An 18,217-nucleotide genomic window follows, 5' to 3' on the forward strand; every position below is an offset into this window, starting at 1 on the left:
CACCCTAGGGCCGCTTCGACCACGCTGAGTGGCCGGGAGCGGATGGTCCTAGGCCGGCACGTCCAAGGACTCGACGACGCGGACGAGCGGTGCCAGTTCCGGCTTCTTCGCCGCCTCGGCGAGGGCTTCTCGGAGGGCGGCGTTGTTGGTGGGCCGGGCCTCTTCCAGGAGCTTGAGGCCGGCCTCGGTGACGTTGGTGTAGATGCCGCGACGGTCGGTGGGGCAGAGATACCGCGAGAGCAGGCCGCGGTCCTCGAGTCTGGTCACCAGCCGGGTCGTGGCGCTCTGGCTGAGGACCACCGCGTCGGCGACCTGCTTCATCTGGAGATGTCCCCCCTCGCCGTCGTGTTGACGGCTGAGTACGTCCAGCAAGGAGTACTCCCGCACGCTCAGCCCGTGTTTGGCCTGGAGCGCGCGTTCGAGGTGGGCCTCGATCCTTCCGTGCAGCAGGGAGAGGGCGCACCAGCCCTGGGCGAGGGCGGTGAGCGTGGGGTCCGTCGCTGACATGGCGTTGTCCTCCATCCCGGAGCAGCTCACCACCAGGGTAGAGCACGCCGGCAATAGACCGCGTTTGCATATATAGCGCGTCTGCAATTATTGTCGAGGCACGCAAGACGCTCACACAAACATTGGGAAGGTGTCCCCCCATGCCCCTCGCGCTTCTGGCCCTGGCCATCGGAGCCTTCGGGATCGGAACCACAGAGTTCGTGATCATGGGTGTGCTGCCCGAGGTCGCGAGCGATTTCGGCGTCTCGATCCCTACCGCCGGGCTCCTGGTGACCGGCTATGCCCTGGGAGTGATGTTCGGCGCTCCGATCATGACGGCGCTCGGTACCAAGGTCCCCCGAAAGCGGATGCTGATGCTCCTGATGGGCCTGTTCATCGTGGGCAACCTGCTGTCCGCCGTCGCCCCGGTCTTCGGACTGATGCTGGTGGGCCGGGTGGTGGCCTCACTGGCCCACGGCGCGTTCTTCGGCATCGGCTCGGTGGTCGCCGCCGATCTGGTCGCACCGGAGAAGAAGGCCGGCGCCATCTCCATGATGTTCAGCGGTCTGACCATCGCCAACGTCGTCGGCGTCCCTCTCGGCACACTCGTCGGACAGTCCGCCGGCTGGCGGGTCACCTTCACGCTGGTCGCCGCGCTCGGTGTGGTCGGGCTGCTGGGGGTCGCGAAGCTCGTGCCCGAGATGCCGAGGCCCGAGGGCGTGCATCTGCGCCATGAGCTGGCCGCCTTCAAGAACGCCCAGGTGCTGCTCGCGATGGCGATGACCGTCCTCGGCTTCGGCGGTGTGTTCGCGGCCATCACCTATATCGCGCCGATGATGACGCATGTCACCGGCTTCGCCGACAGCTCGGTCACCTGGCTGCTCGTTCTCTTCGGCCTCGGCATGGTCGGCGGGAACCTCATCGGCGGCAAGTACGCGGACCGTGCCCTGATGCCGATGCTGTACGTGTCACTGGGCGGTCTCGCCCTCGTGCTCGCGCTGTTCACCGTCACCGCGCACACCAAGACGCTCGCCGCCGTCACGATCGTGCTGATCGGCGCCCTCGGGTTCGCGACCGTGCCGCCCCTGCAGAAGCGGGTGCTGGACCACGCGCACGGCGCTCCTACCCTTGCCTCGGCCGCGAACATCGGTGCCTTCAACCTCGGCAACGCCCTGTCGGCCTGGCTCGGCGGCCTGGTCATCGCCGCCGGACTCGGCTACACCGCCCCCAACTGGGTCGGCGCCGTCCTCGCGGTGTCCGCCCTGGTGCTGGCGTTCCTCTCGGCCACGCTGGAGCGCCGGGAGACGGCATCGAGCCCGGTCGTGGCGGGCGCCGCGCCCAGCGAACGGCGCACCGCAGTGCGCCACTGAGTGGCTCTGCGAACGCGACGCGTGCCCCCGGCGCCGGCGGCACGCGTCGCGCCGTGCGCCTCTGCTCAGCCCGCCGCCACCGTCAGGGGGGCGAAACGCCGGGCCCAGTCGCCGGGCAGGTCCGGGATGGCGTACGTCATGACTTCGTTGACGCCCGCCGAGGCGAGACCCCGCTCCTTCAACCAGGTCAGCAGTTCCTCGTGCCGTACATCGACATCCGTGCGCAGCGGGCGGTCGGTGTACGCGGCCAGGGAGGCGACGAGTGCCTTCGCCGTCTCCGTGTCACGGGCGATGAGCGGACCCACGACATGGGTGTCCATGTTGGGCCAAGCAGCCGCGTACCCGATGATCCGCCCTTTCTCCTCGGCGACCCGCAACTGGTCGGCGAAGGCGGGCAACCGTGTGATCATGTGCGTACGGTCTGCGCCGAACACCTCCTCGTCGAGCCGGACGAGGGTGGCGAGGTCCTCCCCGGTGGCCGGACGGGTGGAGACGGCGGGGGACGGTCCACCGGCCGTGAAGTGCCCACGCACCATCTCGGAACCGCCGATGACCTTGAAGCCGAGCTCCTCGTAGAGGGGACGGCCGTACGGGGTCGCGTACAGCGTGAGCGGGGCGGTGCCCGATTCCGCGACCACATGCCGCATCAGCCGGCGACCGATGCCCTGGCGGGCGTGCCGCTCGGCGACGAGCACCATGCCGATGGCGCACAGATCGGGACGGTAGCTGGACCCGTACTCGGTGACGACACACGCGGTGACCAGACCACCCTCGGGATCGTCGATGCCGTATCCCTTCCCGGCAGCCAGGAGCAGGCCCCACTTGTGTTCCTCGCGGGGCCAGCCCCGGTCCTCGGACAAGTCGGCGCAGGCACGGAGGTCGCGGGGGGTCAGGCGGCGGATGGGCAGAGCGGCGAGGGCAGGTGTCGACACGCTGGTCAGGCTGTCTGACATGGGCCACCGGCGTCCACCGGTTTGAGGTGTAACACACATGCTTTTGGCCATGTCTGTCCGACCGCACAGCGCAGCACCAGACGTTTCACGTGAAACGTCGGCCCCGGCTTCAGCCGAGGTCCGGCGCGTGCATGGCCCGTATGCCCTCGATGTTCCCGTCCAGGTAGTGCCGCAGCGACAGCGGAACGAGATGGACCGAGGCGATGCCTACGCGGGTGAACGGCACCCGCACGACCTCGTACTCCCCGGCCGGCTCCTCAACCTCGGGACCGTGCCGAAGGCGCTCGTCCATCGACTCCAAACGGCAAACGAAGAAGTGCTGGACCTTCACGCCGGTCGGGCCGCCGCAGTCTCCGATGTGCTCCACCGTGTCCACGAAGCAGGGCACGACATCGGTGATCTTGGCACCGAGTTCCTCGTCGACTTCTCTGTGCAGCGCGTCGATGACGGTCGTGTCGGACGGCTCGACCCCGCCACCCGGAGTGACCCAGTAGGGATCCACACCGGGCTTGGTTCGTTTGATCAGGATCAGATCGTCACCATCCAGCAGGATGGCGCGGGCGGTGCGCTTGACCACGGGGCGAACGGTCATGGGAGAAATGTGGCCCAGCATGTTCCACGTGAAACATCGCCCGCCTCACATCGCACCCCATCCCAGGTGAACACCGGGCGACGTCGCCGCGGGTGTCACAGCCGTCACCGGGCCAGGTCACCGTCGCCCGCATCTTCGTCACGAGCGGTAGTCGATCAACCCCAGTCGGCCGCAGCCCGCAGCAGCCGCTCATGGGCCCGGGCTATGGGCGGCATGGCAAGTGTGCCGGTCCGAACCACGAGGAAGTAGGTCCGCAGTGGGGGAACCGTGGGTTCGTGCAGGGCCACCACCTCACCTCGCTCCAGTGCGGAGGCGCACAGATAGCGCGGCAGCACGGCGAGCCCGGCACCGTTGGCGGTGCAGCCGAGCACGGCGCGCAGATCGGGGACGATGACCGTGCCGGCGGCGGCCGGGCGGGAGTCGAAGACGGAGGCCCAGTAGCGGGAGACGAAGGGCAGCGACTCGTGCACCTCGACCACCGGAAAGTTCTCCAGCGCGTAGGCGCCCTTGCGGCGCAGCCTGCCGGGTCCGATGCGGGACGCCCAGCGCGGCGCGGCGACCAGGACATGCTCCTCGTCGCACAGCGGAGTCGCCGTGAGCAGCGCGCCACGCGGCCTGGTCGTGGTGATGGCCAGATCGTGGAGCCCCGCGGCGAGCCCTTCCAGCGTCTCGTCCACGGTCCCGAAGGAGACGCGCAGGGCCAGCCCCCTGCCGTCGTCGCCGGTCAGCTCCGCCAGCGCGGGCAGGGCGCGCTCTGCGGTGAACTCCGGGGGCCCGGCGAGATGCAGCGTGCGCAGCGACATCTGCTCGTCCAGCCCGGTCTCGGCGATCTCCACCAGGGCGTCGAGATGGGGCGCGGCCTTGTGCGCGAGTTCGTCGCCGATGGTCGTGGGCGTCACCCCGCGGGCCTGTCGCAGGAACAGGGGGCGGCCCAGCTGCCGTTCCAGCGTGCGGATCTGGGAGGTGACCGCCGGCTGCGAGAGGCCGAGCAGCGCCGCGGCGCGGGTGAACGAGCCGGCCCGGTGGACGGTCACGAAGGTGCGCAGCAGGGCCAGATCCATGGTGCTCCCTCCGCTCCCCGCACCCTCGGACCCGCCCAACTATAAATAAGTCGATAGGTCGCTGTCGCTACTGTGATTGGACACTGACAGGGAGTCAACTAGCCTAGTTCGCGCGGTTCTTCGCGCGCGGAACCGGGGCGGTCCGAGCCATGAGGGGGGAGGCTCGGACCGTCCGTCGTACGTAGATGGGCATTCTCGGCCGGTGGACCGGCTCCCCCAACGTGCGTAGCCCAGGTGGTGCCCGGTGGCCGGCCAGGTGGTCAGTGGGCCGACTCCTCCAGCGCACGGAGCACATCGGTCACCAGGTCCTCGGGATCCTCGGCGCCGACCGACAGCCGGATGAAGCCTTCCGGCACTGCGTCACCGCCCCAGCGTCCACGCCGCTCGGCGGTGGACCGCACCCCTCCGAAGCTCGTCGCGTCGTCGACGAGCCGCAGCGCGTCCAGAAAACGCTCGGCACGCGCGCGTGTGGGCAACGCGAACGACACCACACACCCGAAGCGCCGCATCTGCTGCGCGGCGACCTTGTGGGACGGGTCGTCGGGCAGGCCGGGATACCGCAGCCCGGTCACCTCGGGCCGGCCGCGCAGCACCTCTGCGACGGCGAGCGCGTTGGCCGTCTGCCGGTCGGCGCGCAGGTGGAGAGTGGCGAGCGACCGGTGCGCCAGCCAGGCCTCCATGGGACCCGGGATCGCGCCGGCGATCTTGCGCCAGCGCCGTACTGAGGTCATCAGCCCGGCGTTCCGGGAGGCCACGTATCCGAGCAGCAGGTCGCCGTGCCCGGTGAGCATCTTGGTGCCGCTGGCCACGGAGAAGTCGGCGCCCAGCTCCAGGGGCCGCTGACCGAGCGGGGTCGCGAGGGTGTTGTCCACGGCGACGAGGGTGCCCTGCGCGTGGGCCGCCTCGACGAGCCGTCGCACGTCGCAGACGTCCAGTCCCGGGTTCGAGGGGGTCTCGATCCACAGCAGCCTCGCGCCGTCGAGGACGCCGAGCTGGGCGTCGCCGGCGGTCGGCGCGGTACGCACCTCGATGCCGTACGCCGTGAGCTGCTCGCGCACCAGCGGCAGCACCTGGTAGCCGTCCGCGGGCAGCACCACCGTGTCGCCCGCACGCAGCTGGGAGAACAGGACGGCCGAGATCGCGGCCATGCCGGAGGCGAAGGTGAGTGTCTCCACGCCGTCCTCACCGGGTGCCTCCAGCTCGCCGACGGCGCGCTCCAGACGGCTCCAGGTGGGGTTCTCGTCCCGGCCGTAGGTGTATGGACCGGTCGGCTCGCCGGGCAGGTGGTAGTGCGCGGCGAAGACGGGACCCGGCAGGGTCGGCTCGTGCTTGACAGGCTCGGGCAGTCCCGCGCGGACCGCGCGTGTGCCGTCGCCGTATCCCGCGCCGGCCGTGCCGGCATCCTCTGAACTCATGCTGCCCGTCCCTCCACCTTCTCGCGTACAGCGGCGAGCAGACCCAGGCTCGCCGCCTCCACCATCTCAAGGCACTCCTCGAAGCCGTCCAGCCCCCCGTAGTACGGGTCCGGTACGTCGAGATCGCCGTCGGCGGCCGGGTCGTAGGAACGCAGGAGCCGAACCTTCCCCGCGTCCTCGGGGGTGGGCGCGAGGCGGCGCAGGGCCTTCAGGTGCCCCGAGTCCAGGGCGATCACCAGATCCAGGCCGGAGAACCAGGAGGGCTGGAACTGCCGTGCGACATGATCGCTGTCGTAGCCGTTGTCCTCCAGGACGGCCACGGTGCGCGGATCGGCGCCGTCTCCCTCGTGCCAGCCGCCCGTGCCGGCGCTGTCGACCTCGACCCGGTCGTCGAGACCGGCCTCCTCGATGCGGGCGCGAAAGACGGACTCGGCCATCGGGGAACGGCAGATGTTGCCGGTGCAGACGAAACAGACGCGGTAGGTCATGCGGCTCACTCAGTCCTTGTCGTCGGGCAGCACGACGTGCAGGGCCCAGGAGACGATCGAGATGATCAGGCCGCCCAGGACGGCGGTCCAGAAGCCCTCGACGTGGAAGCTCAGGTCCAGCTTGCCCGCCAGCCACGAGGTGAGCAGCAGCATCAGTGCGTTGACGACCAGGGTGATCAGCCCCAGCGTCAGGATGAACAGCGGGAAGGTCAGCACCTTCACGATCGGCTTGACCAGGAAGTTCACCAGGCCGAACAGCAGCGCCACGACGATGAGCGTGCCTATCTTCCGGCCGGTGTTCGAACCCGTGAGGGTGATCTTGTCGAGGAGCCAGACGGCGACGGCGAGGGCCCCCGCGTTGGCGATCGTCTTGACTACGAAATTCTTCATGTGTCTGATCGTGGCAGACCGGATCACAGGCGAGCACCGAGCAAGGGCGGACAAGGGCGATGAAGGCTTTCCGGCTGGACGAACTGGAGGCGGAGCGCGCCGCCAACGAGGGGGCGTACCTGCAGTTCCTGCGGGAGCGGAACATGTCGGTCGGCCTGTACGCGCTCGACGCGGGCGACCTGGACCCGCAGAAGCCGCACCGGCAGGACGAGGTGTACTTCGTCGTCAGCGGACGCGCCTCGATCACCGTCGGCATGGAGACGACCCAGGTCGGGCGCGGCAGCGTCGTCTACGTGCCCGCCGGAGTCCCCCACAAGTTCCACCACATCACCGAGGACCTGAGGGTGCTGGTGGTGTTCTCTCCGCCCGAGAGCTGAGGCGCGTCTAGGGGTTCCCTCAGGGGAGGAATCAGGGGAGGACAAGGGACGCGAGACGCCCGGCGCTCCCCTCGGCGGCCCTAGCATCGAGGGCAGGACATCGAGGAACCGCAAGCGCCGTCGCCGGACGGGACGCGGGCCCGAAGACGCACACAGACACCGAGAGACAAGGACAAGGGCGATGCGAGAGATCTTCGCGGGTTTGCCGTGGTGGGTGAAGTGGATCGCGGTGCCGGTCATCGCCCTGGTCGTCTTCGGCGGCGTGATCGCGTCCGTCATCGGCTTCGTGATCGGGCTGCTCTTCAAGGTGCTGCTCTTCGTCGCGCTGGTCGGCGGACTCATCTACGTCGTACGGAAGTTCATGTCGAGCTCCACATCCCGCGGAGACTGGTGAGCCGTCCGCGGCGCGCCAAGACGAAGGACGCTCCACGGGGAGGCGCTCTTGGGGGGCGGGGGCTCAGCGGTAACAGGGAACAGGACGTTCCCTCGGGGGAGGGAAGTTTTCCCGGCGGCGCCGTCGGATCCCGGTGACGGACCGTTAAAGTCCGGAACTCGCGCGCGGCAGCCCCCGCGCGCTGCGCACCCCCCTCTCGTGTCCCCGCACGGGAGGCCGCCCTCGCGCTCCGGGAGTGATCTTTGGCCACGGTTGGTACCGCATCCGCAGACTCAACCGCTCCGCCCGCACAGCGACGGACTTCACCGGCGGAGGCACACCCCCGACTCCCACCCGCACAAACGACCTCCACCACCCTCATCGGATCCGTACAGCGCGCGATGCGTCTGCTCGAGGCCGTCGCAGGACGCCCGTACGGAGCCACCGCCAAACAACTGGCCCGCGAGGTCGGCCTGGCGCTCCCCACGGCCTACCACCTGCTGCGCACCCTGACTCACGAGGGCTATCTGCGCCGCGAGAAGGGCCTGTTCTTCCTCGGTGAGGCGGCCGAGCGGCTGAGCGCCCGCGCAGCCCAGCAGAAACGTCGCAGCATGGTGGACGACGCGCTCGCACAATGGCGTGATTCCATCGGTGTCCCCGTCTACTACGCGGTCTATCGCGAGGGCGAGATCGACGTCCTGGGCGTCGCCGACACCCCCGGCAACCCGGCGGTGGAGGAGTGGGCCGACTTCCGGGAGACCGGGTACGCCCATGCGATCGGCCAGTGCCTGCTGTCCCAGCTCGACGACGAGGCCCGCCGAGACCACCTCGACCGCTACCCCGTTCGGGCGATCACGCCGTACACCGTCCATGACGAGCGCGTGTTCCTCCGGCGACTGGAGCGCCTGCAGCGCACGGAACCCGTGATCGAGCGTCAGGAGTACGCGCTCGGGACCGTCTGTGCCGCGATTCCCCTGACCGTGGGGTCGACGGCCGCCACGATGGCGATCTCCCTGCCGTCCTGTGAGGCCGATCGGCTGCTGCCGACGGCACGCCGGCTTCAGGAGGAGATCGGACGGATGCTCGGGACATTCGCCCTCTCTATCAGCATCTGAAAACTCACTCCTTGTGATCTGCCATGTACGTTCAGCAAACTTCCAGCAGGTGTCAGGGGATGTTTCCTGGCCAGTCCACGGCTACTGACGGGGTAGACGATGCGCGAGTCGGTACAGGCAGAGGTGATGATGAGCTTTCTCGTCTCGGAGGAGCTCTCGTTCCGCATTCCGGTGGAACTGTGTTACGAGACCTGTGATCCCTATGCCGTGCGGCTGACCTTCCACTTGCCCGGGGACGCTCCTGTGACCTGGGCGTTCGGGCGCGAGCTGCTGGTCGACGGAGTGGGCCGGCCATGCGGCGACGGAGATGTGCACATCGCGCCCGCCGAGCCGGACACCTTCGGCGATGTGCTGATCCGGCTCCAGGTGGGTGCAGACCGGGCGCTGTTCCGGTCCGGGGCGGTGCCGCTGGTCGCGTTCCTGGACCGTACGGACAAGCTGGTGCCGCTCGGTCAGGAGGGGTCCCTCGCCGACTTCGACGCGCATCTCGACGAGGCGCTGGACCGGATCCTGGCCGAGGAGCAGAGCGCGGGCTGAGGCCACGCTTCGGTGCCGTAACGGTTCCTCGGGGAGCCGTGCGGGGCGCGGTGGGTGCCGTAACGCTTCTGCGGTGCCTCCCCGCGGTTCGGGCGCCTCAGTGCCTGCGGCGCCGCCCGCGCCCACCGCGGGCCGGTGCGGCGGCCGGAGCGGCGGCCGGAACGGCGGACCGGCCGGAGCCGTCGGAGCGGTCGGCGGAGACCACCAGGGCGGCCAGTGCCGTGGTCACCGGCACCGAGGCGACCAGGCCGATCGAACCGACGAGCGTGCGCACGATCTCCTCCGCGACCAGCTCGCTGTCGGCAACGGTGACCACGCTGCTCTGCGCGATCGAGAACAGCAGCAACAGCGGCAGAGCGGCACCCGCGTACGCCAGGACGAGTGTGTTGACGACCGACGCGATGTGGTCGCGGCCGATGCGGATTCCCGCGCGGTACAGACCACGCCAGCCCATCGACGGGTTCGCTTCGTGGAGTTCCCAGACCGCCGAGGTCTGCGTCACCGTCACATCGTCGAGGACGCCGAGGGAGCCGATGATGACGCCGGCCAGCAGCAGGCCGCTCATGTCGATACCCGGGTACAGGCCGTGGATCAGGCCGGTGTTGTCGTCGGTGTTGCCGGTCAGCGCGGCCCAGCCGATGAACAGGGAGCCCAGCACACCGATCAGGGACAGGGAGATGAGCGTGCCGAGCACCGCCACCGAGGTGCGTGCCGAGAGGCCGTGGCACATGTAGAGGGCGATCAGCATGATGGCGCTGGACCCGACCACGGCCACGAGCAGGGGGTTCGAGCCCTGCAGGATCGCCGGCAGGATGAACAGGCTCAGCACCAGGAAGCTGACGGCCAGCGCGATGAGCGCCATCACACCGCGCATCCGGCCGACGACCACCACGGCGATGGCGAAGATGCCGGCCAGCAACGCCATGGGGACCTTGCGGTTCACATCCGCCACTGAGTACTGCAGGTCCCTGGGGGCGGACGGTTCGTACGCGACCACGACCTTCTCGCCCTGATGCAACTGCCGTGACTGGTCCGGCTGGACGATCTCCGTGAACGTCCGGCCCTGGTCCTTGCCCGTGTCGACGCGCACGGTCGCCTTCTTGCAGGTGCCGGTCGACTGCTGCTGGGCCGAGGAGCCCTCGGCCGTGGAAGTGTCACCGGTCGGGGTGTCACCCGAGGCGTTCACGGACTTGCAGTCCACCTCCACCACCCTGGTGACCGTGGCCTGCTGGGTCTGCCGGTCGAATCCCACGCCGGTGCGCTTGTGTGACGGCACTCCGCCGGGCCACAGCACGACCAGACCGACGACCACGGCTGCCGTGAAGGGAATGAGGATCGCGGCGATGACCCTGCGCAGGTGCAGCGACACGGGCGCCGCCGAGCCATGGCTGTGGCTGTGGCTGTGGCTGTGCGAGTGACCGTGCCCGCCGCGTGTTCCCTGCCCGTGCCCGCCGCTCGGTCCATGGCCATGTGCGTCACCCGGGCCGTGGCCGTGGGGCGGGTCGGGCGGTGGGTACGGGGGCGGATGCTGTGTCGTGGTCACCGAGGCATCATCGCAAGAAGGCGTGAGGCCCACTGTTCAGCTCGCGCAAAGAGACGCTAGCGTGGGGGGACCTTTGCACACGCGGGAGCTCGGAGCACCGGGCTGAGAGGGCGCTGACCTCCGTAGACGCGATGTTTCACGTGGAACATCGGCGGACGGAAACCGCTGCGTCGACCGCTGAACCTGTTACCGGGTAATGCCGGCGTAGGGAGTAGGTCTCATGACCAACAAGGACGTACGCACGCCTGCCTCCGTTCAGGGCGAACAGTCGCAGGAGGCTGGACAGTCCATCGGCTGGCACAAGGCGTACATCGAGGGCTCACGCCCCGACCTGCGGGTGCCGGTCCGTCGGGTGCACCTCACCAACGGGCAGTCGGTCACGCTGTACGACACCTCCGGCCCGTACACCGATCCACTGGTCCAGACCGACGTCCGCAGGGGCTTGCCCCCATTGCGGGAGAACTGGATCACCGCCCGCGGCGACACCGAGGAGTACGCGGGCCGTCCCGTCCGCCCCGAGGACGACGGCATCAAGCACACGTCGCCGCGGGGCGGACTGCGCAACCTCGACGCGGTGTTCCCGGGGCGCCCGCGTCAGCCTCGCCGCGGCCGCGACGGCAAAGCGGTGACGCAACTGGCGTACGCACGCCGTGGGGAGATCACGCCCGAGATGGAGTTCGTCGCCCTCCGGGAGAACGTGTCCCCGGAAGTGGTGCGCGAGGAGATCGCGGCAGGCCGTGCGGTCCTCCCGGCCAACGTCAACCACCCCGAGATCGAGCCGATGATCATCGGTAAGCGGTTCCTGGTGAAGGTCAACGCCAACATCGGCAACTCCGCCGTCACCTCGTCCATCGAGGAGGAGGTCGAGAAGATGACCTGGGCGACCCGCTGGGGCGCCGACACGGTCATGGATCTGTCTACCGGCCGCAACATCCACACCACGCGCGAGTGGGTGCTGCGCAACTCCCCCGTGCCGATCGGCACGGTGCCGCTCTATCAGGCCCTCGAGAAGGTCGACGGGAAGGCCGAGGAACTGACCTGGGAGATCTACAAGGACACGGTCATCGAGCAGGCCGAGCAGGGCGTGGACTACATGACGGTGCACGCGGGGGTGCGTCTGCCGTACGTACCGCTGACCGCGAACCGCAAGACCGGCATCGTCTCGCGTGGCGGCTCGATCATGGCGGCGTGGTGCCTCGCCCACCACAAGGAGTCGTTCCTGTACGAACACTTCGAAGAACTGTGCGAAATCCTCGCGGCCTACGACGTCACGTACTCGCTGGGCGACGGCCTCAGGCCCGGCTCCATCGCGGACGCCAACGACGAGGCACAGTTCGCGGAACTGCGCACGCTCGGGGAACTCGGCCGGATCGCCAGGCGTTTCAACGTACAGACCATGATCGAGGGCCCGGGACACGTCCCGATGCACAAGATCAAGGAGAACATCGACCTTCAGCAGGAGATCTGCGATGAAGCTCCGTTCTACACGCTCGGGCCGCTGACGACGGACATCGCGCCGGCGTACGACCACATCACCTCGGGCATCGGCGCCGCGATGATCGCCTGGTGGGGCACGGCCATGCTCTGCTACGTCACCCCCAAGGAGCACTTGGGCCTGCCCAACCGCGACGATGTCAAGACCGGTGTGATCACCTACAAGATCGCTGCCCATGCGGCCGACCTCGCCAAGGGCCATCCGGGTGCGCAGGCGTGGGACGACGCTCTGTCCGACGCGCGCTTCGAGTTCCGCTGGGAGGACCAGTTCAATCTGGCCCTCGACCCGGACACGGCCCGTGCCTTCCACGACGAGACCCTTCCGGCGGAGCCGGCCAAGACCGCGCACTTCTGCTCGATGTGCGGTCCGAAGTTCTGCTCGATGAAGATCTCCCAGGACATCCGCCGTGAGCACGGCGGCAACCGCGAGGAGATCGAGGAGGGCATGGCACAGAAGTCGAGGGAGTTCGCCGAGGCGGGAAACCGGGTGTACCTGCCGATCGCCGACTGATCTGGCAGTGCCCGCCGACGTCCCGTCATGCGGTGCCCACCGGCCTGCGTCGTCGCTGCGCGGGCCGGAGGGGCCGACTGACGCGGAGTGACCACGACATGGGCCCGCGCCTTTCGTGAGCGGGCCGGACGTCGGTGGGTCGGCCGGGGGCGGGGCCACTCCGGGGATGGTCCGGAGGTGGGCGCCCCCGCCTTGCGCACCTCGGTGGCGACCGGTCGCCGGCCGGGCCGGTCACTCCGGCGTGTGCTCCGGCCCGCCGAAGTCCGGGCTGGTGAAGTCGGGGCTGGTGAAGCTGGGGCGCGTACCGGCGGCCGGACCGCTGTCGGGGCTGCTGAACCCCGGACGGTCGTAGCCGAGGTGCGGGATGCGGCCGGCGGTCGCCTCCGGTGCCTTCCGGGTCATCGCGGCCGTGCCCGGGTCGCTGAGCGCCTCACGGAGGAACGGCAGGATGCCGCGCTCCAGCAGTGCCTCGTGCCAGGCATCCCTGGCCCGGGACACCTCCGTCGTCAACGTGCCCGACGCGTCCGCCCCTTGTGCCGAGGAGCTGTTGCGCAGGGCGGTGAGCAGCAGGCCGATCGCGGCGACCAGGATCGACGCCGCGGTCACCGCGCCGAAGACCCACCCGGTCGTCAGGAGCGTCCGGGCGAACGCCTGATCGGGATTGACCATCTTGAGGATGTACCCCACGAGCAGGAAGATCGCCGCTGCCGCACCCGCGAGGAAGGGGGCGAGGACCGCGATGACGGCACCGGTCCCGGCGCTCGCGGCGGCCTCTCCCACGGTGGCCGCGAGCCCCAGGGCGTCCAGGTCCGCCTCCGGGGAACCGGGGGTGCCGTCCTGGACGATCGGGGTGGACGGCGCCGGCCGGCGCAGTTCCTCGCGGACCATCACGTAGTGCTGGTACTCGGTGGCCGCCGCCGCGGTGATGAGGGCGGTGGCGTTCAGCGCCATGGTGCGCAACTGTTCGGGGTTCAGCCGCTGACCCACAGCGGACAGATCCGGGCGGTGTGGTGCGGAGCGCAGCGCCTCATCGAGGATCCGCTCGTAGTCCTGGCGGTCCTCGCTCAGCAGGTGCTGCGGAACGCTGTTCATGTGCATCCCCCGATGCTCCGTAGGGCTTGTGGCTCGGCATGCTGACGAGCCGTCGGGCAGAAACGGAGGGGAGCCTGCTACGGATAAGCCGATGGTAGAGCGGCGACGGCGCGCGGTGACAGGGGGTTTCCGGAAAATGGCCCCGGCCTGCGCTCCTGTGCGCGGTCCTCCGTCGGGGGATGTTTGTCCGGGGAACGCTCAGATATCCAAGGGAAGTTGCTGGACCAGCAGCTTTCCGGCCATGGTCACCCCGCCGTCCATCGCGATCGCCAGTCCGTCCGCGTAGACGTGCGGCCCCTCGACCACGGGGCCCGTGCCGTCCTCGCCGTCCTCCGAGCCGACTTCTCCGAGCAGGTAGGGAATGGGGCTGTGGCCGTGGACGATGCGCCTGCCGCCGTAGGTGTCCAGCAGGGACCGTACGGCGTCGGCGCCGCCCTCGTCACGGAAGGAGAAGCGCTTGGTGAACTTGCGGAAGAGGTCCCACACCTCGTCCGCGTCGTTACGGGTGAGCGTCTCGCGGATGGTGTCGTTGACCGCCTCGATGGAGTCACCGTAGTCGAGGTAGGCGGTGGTGTCCGAGTGGACCAGCAGGTGCCCGTCGACCTCCTCCACCGCGTCGAGGCGGGCCATCCACTGCAGGTGGTGGTCCTGCAGGCGGTCCATGTCGGTCTTCTGGCCGCCGTTGAGCAACCAGGCCGCCTGGAAGGTGGCGGTGCCCGCGCCGGAGTTCACCGGCGTGTCGCCGAACCGCTTGGCGCCGAGCAGCAGCAGCTCGTGGTTGCCCATGAGCGCCTTGCAGTAGCCGCCGGCCGCGGCCGCCTCAGCGGACAGCCGCATCACCAGATCGATGACGCCGATGCCGTCGGGCCCGCGGTCGGTGAAGTCGCCGAGGAACCACAGCCGCGCCGTGCCCGCGCACCAGCTCCCCTCGGCGTCGACGAGGCCCTTCTCCTGGAGCGCCGCCATGAGCTGGTCGAGATAGCCGTGCACGTCCCCGACGACGAACAGCGGACCGGGACCCTCCGCGGACTGCGGGGAGGGCACGGCCGTGGGAGCGACGTCCGCCTGGAGAGTGTCACCGCGGTTGACGACCGGGAGGTCCCGTTCGGTGGGCGTGTAGGCGTCGGAGTAGCCGTGGGGGTAGGTCTCCGCGGCGGCGACGGGTCCGGTGACCTGGTCCTGGGGCGTGCTCTGCGCGTACGGACCGGCCTCGTGGACGTACGCGGGCACCCGGAAGTCGCGCAACGTCGCCGTCCGCTCCACCTCGGGTCCCTGACCGGCCCCCTGAGTCATCGACCCCTCCACCATCGCGCCGCATCTGCACCGCATCGGACTGCCTGGTCGCAGCGGCCCGCGGTGTCGTGGGCCCATCATAGGAATGCGGATCGCGCCATGTGATGACCCAGGGGTGGTGAATCGGGGAAGCCCTCCAGTTCACCGCGGCATTCGCCCTAAATGGGCGGGGGTTTCCCGCCGGTGTCCCGGTCGCCGGGCGCCCGCGGGCGACTGGTGCGTCACCCGCGGGCCGCGTGCCGGGCTATCTGTGTCCGGGCGACCGGGGCGGGCTGACCGTGGTGCGGGGCGGGCGTCGCTCGGACGACGTACGCACGATCAGTTCGGTCGGTATCACCTGCTCGACCGGCTGCTCCGGCTGGACACCCTCGATGGCGTCGATGAGGAGCTGGACCACCGCGGTGCCGATCCGGCGCGGTTTGAGGGAGAGCGTGGTGACGGGAGGCTCGGTGTTGGCGTACACGGCGGACTCGCTGCAGCACACGAGCAGCAGGTCGTCGGGGACGCGCAGGCCGTAGCGGCGGGCTGCGGCGAGCAGGTCGGTGCCGTTCGGGTCGAAGAGCCCGTAGACCGCGTCGGGGCGGTCCGGACGGGCCAGCAGCCGGTCGGCGGCGACGGCGCCCGCGCACGGGTCGTGTGCCGGGTAGGCCTCGTAGACCGGATCCTGTCCGACGCGCTCGCACCAGTTGAGGTACGCGGTCGTGGACAGGTGCGTGTAGGTGTCCGTCGTGGTGCCGGTCAGCAGCCCGATGCGGCGGGCGCCCGCATCCGCCAGGTGGTCGAGGATGCCGAGGACGGCGGCCTCGTGGTCGTTGTCGACCCAGGCGGTGACCGGGAGGGAGCCGGCCGGGCGGCCGTCGGAGACGACCGGTAACCCCTGCCGGACCAGTTCGGTGACCACCGGGTCCTGGTCGGAGGGGTCGATGACGACCGTGCCGTCCAGGGCGACGTTCGACCACACGTCGTGGCGCGAGGTGGCGGGCAGGATGACCAGGGCGTATCCCCGGGCGAGCGCGGCGGAGGTGGCGGCCCTGGCCATCTCCGCGAAGTACGCGAATTCGGTGAAGGTGAAAGGTTCATCCCCGTACGTCGTCACGGTCAGGCCGATGAGGCCCGACTTGCCGGTACGGAGGGTGCGGGCCGCGGCCGAGGGGCGGTAGCCCAGCCGGTCGGCGACCTCGCGGACGTGGCGTCGGGTGGCGTCCGGTAGCCGGCCCTTGCCGTTGAGGGCGTCGGAGACTGTCGTGATGGAGACCCCGGCGGCGGCGGCCACGTCTCTGATGCCCGCCCGGCCTGGCCGGCTGCCTCGGCGGGAGGTCTCCGCCCGGCTCACCTGGTGCTTCCCTGCTGCTGTCATGGCGAGCCGATAGTAGGGCTCATGTGGTGGGGTAGTGCGGACGCATATGCACCCGTTGACAGGCACGTTTCTGCATGATCAAAGATAGTCAAGTGCCTGGGAATGCAAGGGACTTGAGCGATCCAAGGTCAATAGATGGCGCGACGGCACGCATGGGCCTGTCTAGGTGGTCATATTGCGAAGAGGTCTCAACTCACCTTCACGAGGGATGCGCGCCACGGCGTGAGCCACCGGCGCGTGCGACAGGGGGAGACGCGCCCCCGGATTCACGCGCCTTGCTGTAACGATGTGCGCGGGTTCCTGCGGCGATCCGTCCGGGTCGGTATGGCCGTCCGTCCGCCTCCATACCGCTACCCGCCCGACCGCCGCCTGTCCATGGCGTGATCCACAAGGGGCGGAGCTGTTGTCCACAGCCCATTCGCAGCGGCCCCGAATCCTCATAAGGTGAGAAGCATTGGACGCCGGTGGCGGTCACGAGCCGGTGGTGTGCGCGAGGAGGACTGCGGTGAGCGAGACGAGCCCGAGGCTGCGTGCCGAGCTGGAGGATATCCCCACCTACAAGCCCGGCAAGCCTGCCGCGGCCGGCGGCCCGGTGGCCTACAAGCTGTCCTCGAACGAGAATCCGTACCCTCCCCTGCCGGGCGTGCTGGAGAGGGTGACCGCGGCGGCCTCGTCCTTCAACCGCTACCCGGACATGGCGTGCACGGGCCTGATGAGCGAGCTGTCGGAGCGCTTCGGGGTGCCCCAGTCGCACCTCGCGACCGGGACGGGCTCGGTCGGTGTGGCACAGCAGTTGCTGCAGGCCACGAGCGGCCCGGGCGACGAGGTGATCTACGCATGGCGGTCCTTCGAGGCGTACCCGATCATCACCCGGATCAGTGGGGCGACATCGGTGCAGGTGCCGCTGACCGAGGGCGACGTGCACGACCTGGATGCGATGGCCGACGCGATCACCAACCGGACCCGGCTGATCTTCGTCTGCAACCCGAACAACCCGACGGGCACCGTCGTGCGCCAGTCGGAGCTGGAGCGCTTCCTGGACCGCGTGCCGGGCGATGTCCTGGTGGTGCTCGACGAGGCGTACCGCGAGTTCGTCCGCGACGTCCAGGTTCCGGACGGCATCCAGCTGTACCGCAAGCGGCCGAACGTGTGCGTGCTGCGCACCTTCTCCAAGGCGTACGGCCTCGCCGGGCTGCGCGTCGGCTTCGCGGTCGCGCACGAGCCGGTGGCCGCGGCGCTGCGCAAGACGGCGGTGCCGTTCGGCGTCAGCCAGCTGGCGCAGGAGGCGGCGATCGCCTCGCTGTGCGCGGAGGACGAGCTGCTCGGCCGGGTCGGCTCGCTGGTGTGCGAGCGCACCCGCGTGGTGGACGCGCTGCGCGCCCAGGGCTGGACGGTCCCCGAGACCCAGGCGAACTTCGTGTGGCTGCGGCTGGGGGAGCGCACGATGGAATTCGCGGCCGCCTGCGAGCAGGCCGGTGTGGTCGTGCGTCCCTTCCCGGGCGAGGGGGTGCGCGTGACGATCGGCGAGGCCGAGGCGAACGACATCTTCATGAAGGTCGCGGAGGGCTTCCACAAGGAGCTGTAGGCCCGGTCTTCAATTCAGCCCGGCCGAGTCCTCCCGGGTCGCGCGCGAGTGGCGCGGGACCCGGGTCGGCGCGGGATTGTGCCAGATGTCGAGAGCCCCCACTTAGGGACCCCCCACCTCTCCGGCTTGCGACCGCCATGCGCCATAATTGCTTGTGAATGTGAACGCGTTCACAAGCGGGCCCG

General features: G+C 69.4%; 18 protein-coding genes and 1 riboswitch. Of the genes, 7 read left to right on the forward strand and 11 right to left on the reverse strand.

From position 1 onward, the window contains the following. Positions 1-48 precede the first annotated feature (48 nt). Positions 49-507: a MarR family winged helix-turn-helix transcriptional regulator gene (locus ACFYZE_RS05865; protein WP_388989133.1), complete on the reverse strand. Its 459-nt coding sequence runs from the start codon at positions 505-507 to the stop codon at positions 49-51. A gap of 140 nt (positions 508-647) precedes the next feature. Here ACFYZE_RS05865 and ACFYZE_RS05870 point away from each other — a divergent pair, with 140 nt between their 5' ends. Beyond that, the gene (locus ACFYZE_RS05870) at positions 648-1,856 is read left to right on the forward strand and encodes an MFS transporter (protein WP_388989136.1); all 1,209 of its coding nucleotides are present in this window, start codon (positions 648-650) and stop codon (positions 1,854-1,856) included. Between the two features lie 65 nt (positions 1,857-1,921). Here ACFYZE_RS05870 and ACFYZE_RS05875 read toward each other — a convergent pair whose 3' ends face one another. The 6 genes from ACFYZE_RS05875 to ACFYZE_RS05900 all read right to left on the reverse strand — a co-directional run bounded on the left by ACFYZE_RS05875 (position 1,922) and on the right by ACFYZE_RS05900 (position 6,755). Then, positions 1,922-2,788: a GNAT family N-acetyltransferase gene (locus tag ACFYZE_RS05875; protein WP_388989139.1), complete on the reverse strand. Its 867-nt coding sequence runs from the start codon at positions 2,786-2,788 to the stop codon at positions 1,922-1,924. A 130-nt stretch (positions 2,789-2,918) separates the two neighbouring features. After that, positions 2,919-3,401: an NUDIX domain-containing protein gene (locus tag ACFYZE_RS05880; RefSeq protein ID WP_388989142.1), complete on the reverse strand. Its 483-nt coding sequence runs from the start codon at positions 3,399-3,401 to the stop codon at positions 2,919-2,921. Positions 3,402-3,556: 155 nt separating this feature from the next. Then, on the reverse strand, positions 3,557-4,462 hold the full coding sequence (locus ACFYZE_RS05885; RefSeq protein ID WP_388989145.1) for a LysR family transcriptional regulator: 906 nt from the start codon (positions 4,460-4,462) through the stop codon (positions 3,557-3,559). 260 nt (positions 4,463-4,722) lie between these two features. Further along, positions 4,723-5,877, reverse strand: coding sequence for a cystathionine gamma-lyase (locus tag ACFYZE_RS05890; RefSeq protein ID WP_388989148.1), 1,155 nt, complete (start codon positions 5,875-5,877; stop codon positions 4,723-4,725). Beyond that, the gene (locus ACFYZE_RS05895) at positions 5,874-6,365 is read right to left on the reverse strand and encodes a low molecular weight protein-tyrosine-phosphatase (RefSeq protein ID WP_388989151.1); all 492 of its coding nucleotides are present in this window, start codon (positions 6,363-6,365) and stop codon (positions 5,874-5,876) included. Before ACFYZE_RS05895 ends, ACFYZE_RS05890 begins: the two co-directional genes overlap by 4 nt. 9 nt (positions 6,366-6,374) lie before the next feature. Then, entirely contained in the window at positions 6,375-6,755 is a 381-nt protein-coding gene (locus ACFYZE_RS05900; protein WP_366025253.1) for a phage holin family protein, read from the reverse strand. Positions 6,756-6,814: 59 nt separating this feature from the next. Between ACFYZE_RS05900 and ACFYZE_RS05905 the strand changes: the two genes are divergently transcribed. The 4 genes from ACFYZE_RS05905 (at position 6,815) to ACFYZE_RS05920 (ending at position 9,157) form a co-directional block, all read left to right on the forward strand. Beyond that, positions 6,815-7,132 (forward strand): cupin domain-containing protein, encoded by a 318-nt coding sequence (locus ACFYZE_RS05905; protein ID WP_103837260.1) that lies wholly within the window; start codon positions 6,815-6,817, stop codon positions 7,130-7,132. 181 nt (positions 7,133-7,313) lie between these two features. Then, the gene (locus ACFYZE_RS05910; protein WP_103837259.1) at positions 7,314-7,526 is read left to right on the forward strand and encodes a DUF5326 family protein; all 213 of its coding nucleotides are present in this window, start codon (positions 7,314-7,316) and stop codon (positions 7,524-7,526) included. Between the two features lie 242 nt (positions 7,527-7,768). After that, complete coding sequence (locus tag ACFYZE_RS05915) at positions 7,769-8,620, forward strand: IclR family transcriptional regulator (RefSeq protein WP_388989156.1); 852 nt, start codon at positions 7,769-7,771, stop codon at positions 8,618-8,620. Between the two features lie 99 nt (positions 8,621-8,719). Continuing rightward, positions 8,720-9,157: an SsgA family sporulation/cell division regulator gene (locus ACFYZE_RS05920; RefSeq protein ID WP_059127372.1), complete on the forward strand. Its 438-nt coding sequence runs from the start codon at positions 8,720-8,722 to the stop codon at positions 9,155-9,157. Positions 9,158-9,254: 97 nt separating this feature from the next. Here the strand turns inward: ACFYZE_RS05920 and ACFYZE_RS05925 are convergent, their stop codons facing one another. Continuing rightward, positions 9,255-10,700: a YibE/F family protein gene (locus ACFYZE_RS05925; protein ID WP_388989159.1), complete on the reverse strand. Its 1,446-nt coding sequence runs from the start codon at positions 10,698-10,700 to the stop codon at positions 9,255-9,257. Positions 10,701-10,771: 71 nt separating this feature from the next. Then, positions 10,772-10,928, forward strand: a riboswitch (TPP riboswitch). Between ACFYZE_RS05925 and thiC the strand changes: the two genes are divergently transcribed. After that, on the forward strand, positions 10,921-12,705 hold the full coding sequence (thiC, locus tag ACFYZE_RS05930) for a phosphomethylpyrimidine synthase ThiC (RefSeq protein WP_388989162.1): 1,785 nt from the start codon (positions 10,921-10,923) through the stop codon (positions 12,703-12,705). Its footprint overlaps the riboswitch before it by 8 nt. A gap of 231 nt (positions 12,706-12,936) precedes the next feature. Here thiC and ACFYZE_RS05935 read toward each other — a convergent pair whose 3' ends face one another. The 3 genes from ACFYZE_RS05935 to ACFYZE_RS05945 form a co-directional block, all read right to left on the reverse strand. Next, a complete protein-coding gene (locus tag ACFYZE_RS05935) occupies positions 12,937-13,803 on the reverse strand; it encodes a hypothetical protein (protein WP_388989165.1) in 867 nt (288 codons plus the stop codon). 192 nt (positions 13,804-13,995) lie between these two features. After that, positions 13,996-15,105: a metallophosphoesterase gene (locus ACFYZE_RS05940; RefSeq protein ID WP_388989167.1), complete on the reverse strand. Its 1,110-nt coding sequence runs from the start codon at positions 15,103-15,105 to the stop codon at positions 13,996-13,998. A gap of 229 nt (positions 15,106-15,334) precedes the next feature. Beyond that, positions 15,335-16,447: a LacI family DNA-binding transcriptional regulator gene (locus tag ACFYZE_RS05945; protein ID WP_388989170.1), complete on the reverse strand. Its 1,113-nt coding sequence runs from the start codon at positions 16,445-16,447 to the stop codon at positions 15,335-15,337. Between the two features lie 505 nt (positions 16,448-16,952). Here ACFYZE_RS05945 and hisC point away from each other — a divergent pair. After that, complete coding sequence (gene hisC / locus ACFYZE_RS05950) at positions 16,953-18,032, forward strand: histidinol-phosphate transaminase (RefSeq protein ID WP_388989173.1); 1,080 nt, start codon at positions 16,953-16,955, stop codon at positions 18,030-18,032. Positions 18,033-18,217: the final 185 nt, after the last annotated feature.

It is taken from the genome of Streptomyces sp. NPDC001796 (assembly GCF_042892355.1).
Lineage (GTDB): Bacteria > Actinomycetota > Actinomycetes > Streptomycetales > Streptomycetaceae > Streptomyces.

What these genes read in the sequence shown, in the direction of transcription:
- ACFYZE_RS05865 (WP_388989133.1), bottom strand. Translation starts at nt 507, where the DNA reads ATGTCAGCGACGGACCCCACGCTCACCGCCCTCGCCCAGGGCTGGTGC.
- ACFYZE_RS05870 (WP_388989136.1), top strand. Translation starts at nt 648, where the DNA reads ATGCCCCTCGCGCTTCTGGCCCTGGCCATCGGAGCCTTCGGGATCGGA.
- ACFYZE_RS05880 (WP_388989142.1), bottom strand. Translation starts at nt 3,401, where the DNA reads ATGACCGTTCGCCCCGTGGTCAAGCGCACCGCCCGCGCCATCCTGCTG.
- ACFYZE_RS05885 (WP_388989145.1), bottom strand. Translation starts at nt 4,462, where the DNA reads ATGGATCTGGCCCTGCTGCGCACCTTCGTGACCGTCCACCGGGCCGGC.
- ACFYZE_RS05890 (WP_388989148.1), bottom strand. Translation starts at nt 5,877, where the DNA reads ATGAGTTCAGAGGATGCCGGCACGGCCGGCGCGGGATACGGCGACGGC.
- ACFYZE_RS05895 (WP_388989151.1), bottom strand. Translation starts at nt 6,365, where the DNA reads ATGACCTACCGCGTCTGTTTCGTCTGCACCGGCAACATCTGCCGTTCC.
- ACFYZE_RS05900 (WP_366025253.1), bottom strand. Translation starts at nt 6,755, where the DNA reads ATGAAGAATTTCGTAGTCAAGACGATCGCCAACGCGGGGGCCCTCGCC.
- ACFYZE_RS05905 (WP_103837260.1), top strand. Translation starts at nt 6,815, where the DNA reads ATGAAGGCTTTCCGGCTGGACGAACTGGAGGCGGAGCGCGCCGCCAAC.
- ACFYZE_RS05910 (WP_103837259.1), top strand. Translation starts at nt 7,314, where the DNA reads ATGCGAGAGATCTTCGCGGGTTTGCCGTGGTGGGTGAAGTGGATCGCG.
- ACFYZE_RS05920 (WP_059127372.1), top strand. Translation starts at nt 8,720, where the DNA reads ATGCGCGAGTCGGTACAGGCAGAGGTGATGATGAGCTTTCTCGTCTCG.
- thiC (WP_388989162.1), top strand. Translation starts at nt 10,921, where the DNA reads ATGACCAACAAGGACGTACGCACGCCTGCCTCCGTTCAGGGCGAACAG.
- ACFYZE_RS05935 (WP_388989165.1), bottom strand. Translation starts at nt 13,803, where the DNA reads ATGCACATGAACAGCGTTCCGCAGCACCTGCTGAGCGAGGACCGCCAG.
- ACFYZE_RS05940 (WP_388989167.1), bottom strand. Translation starts at nt 15,105, where the DNA reads ATGGTGGAGGGGTCGATGACTCAGGGGGCCGGTCAGGGACCCGAGGTG.
- ACFYZE_RS05945 (WP_388989170.1), bottom strand. Translation starts at nt 16,447, where the DNA reads ATGACAGCAGCAGGGAAGCACCAGGTGAGCCGGGCGGAGACCTCCCGC.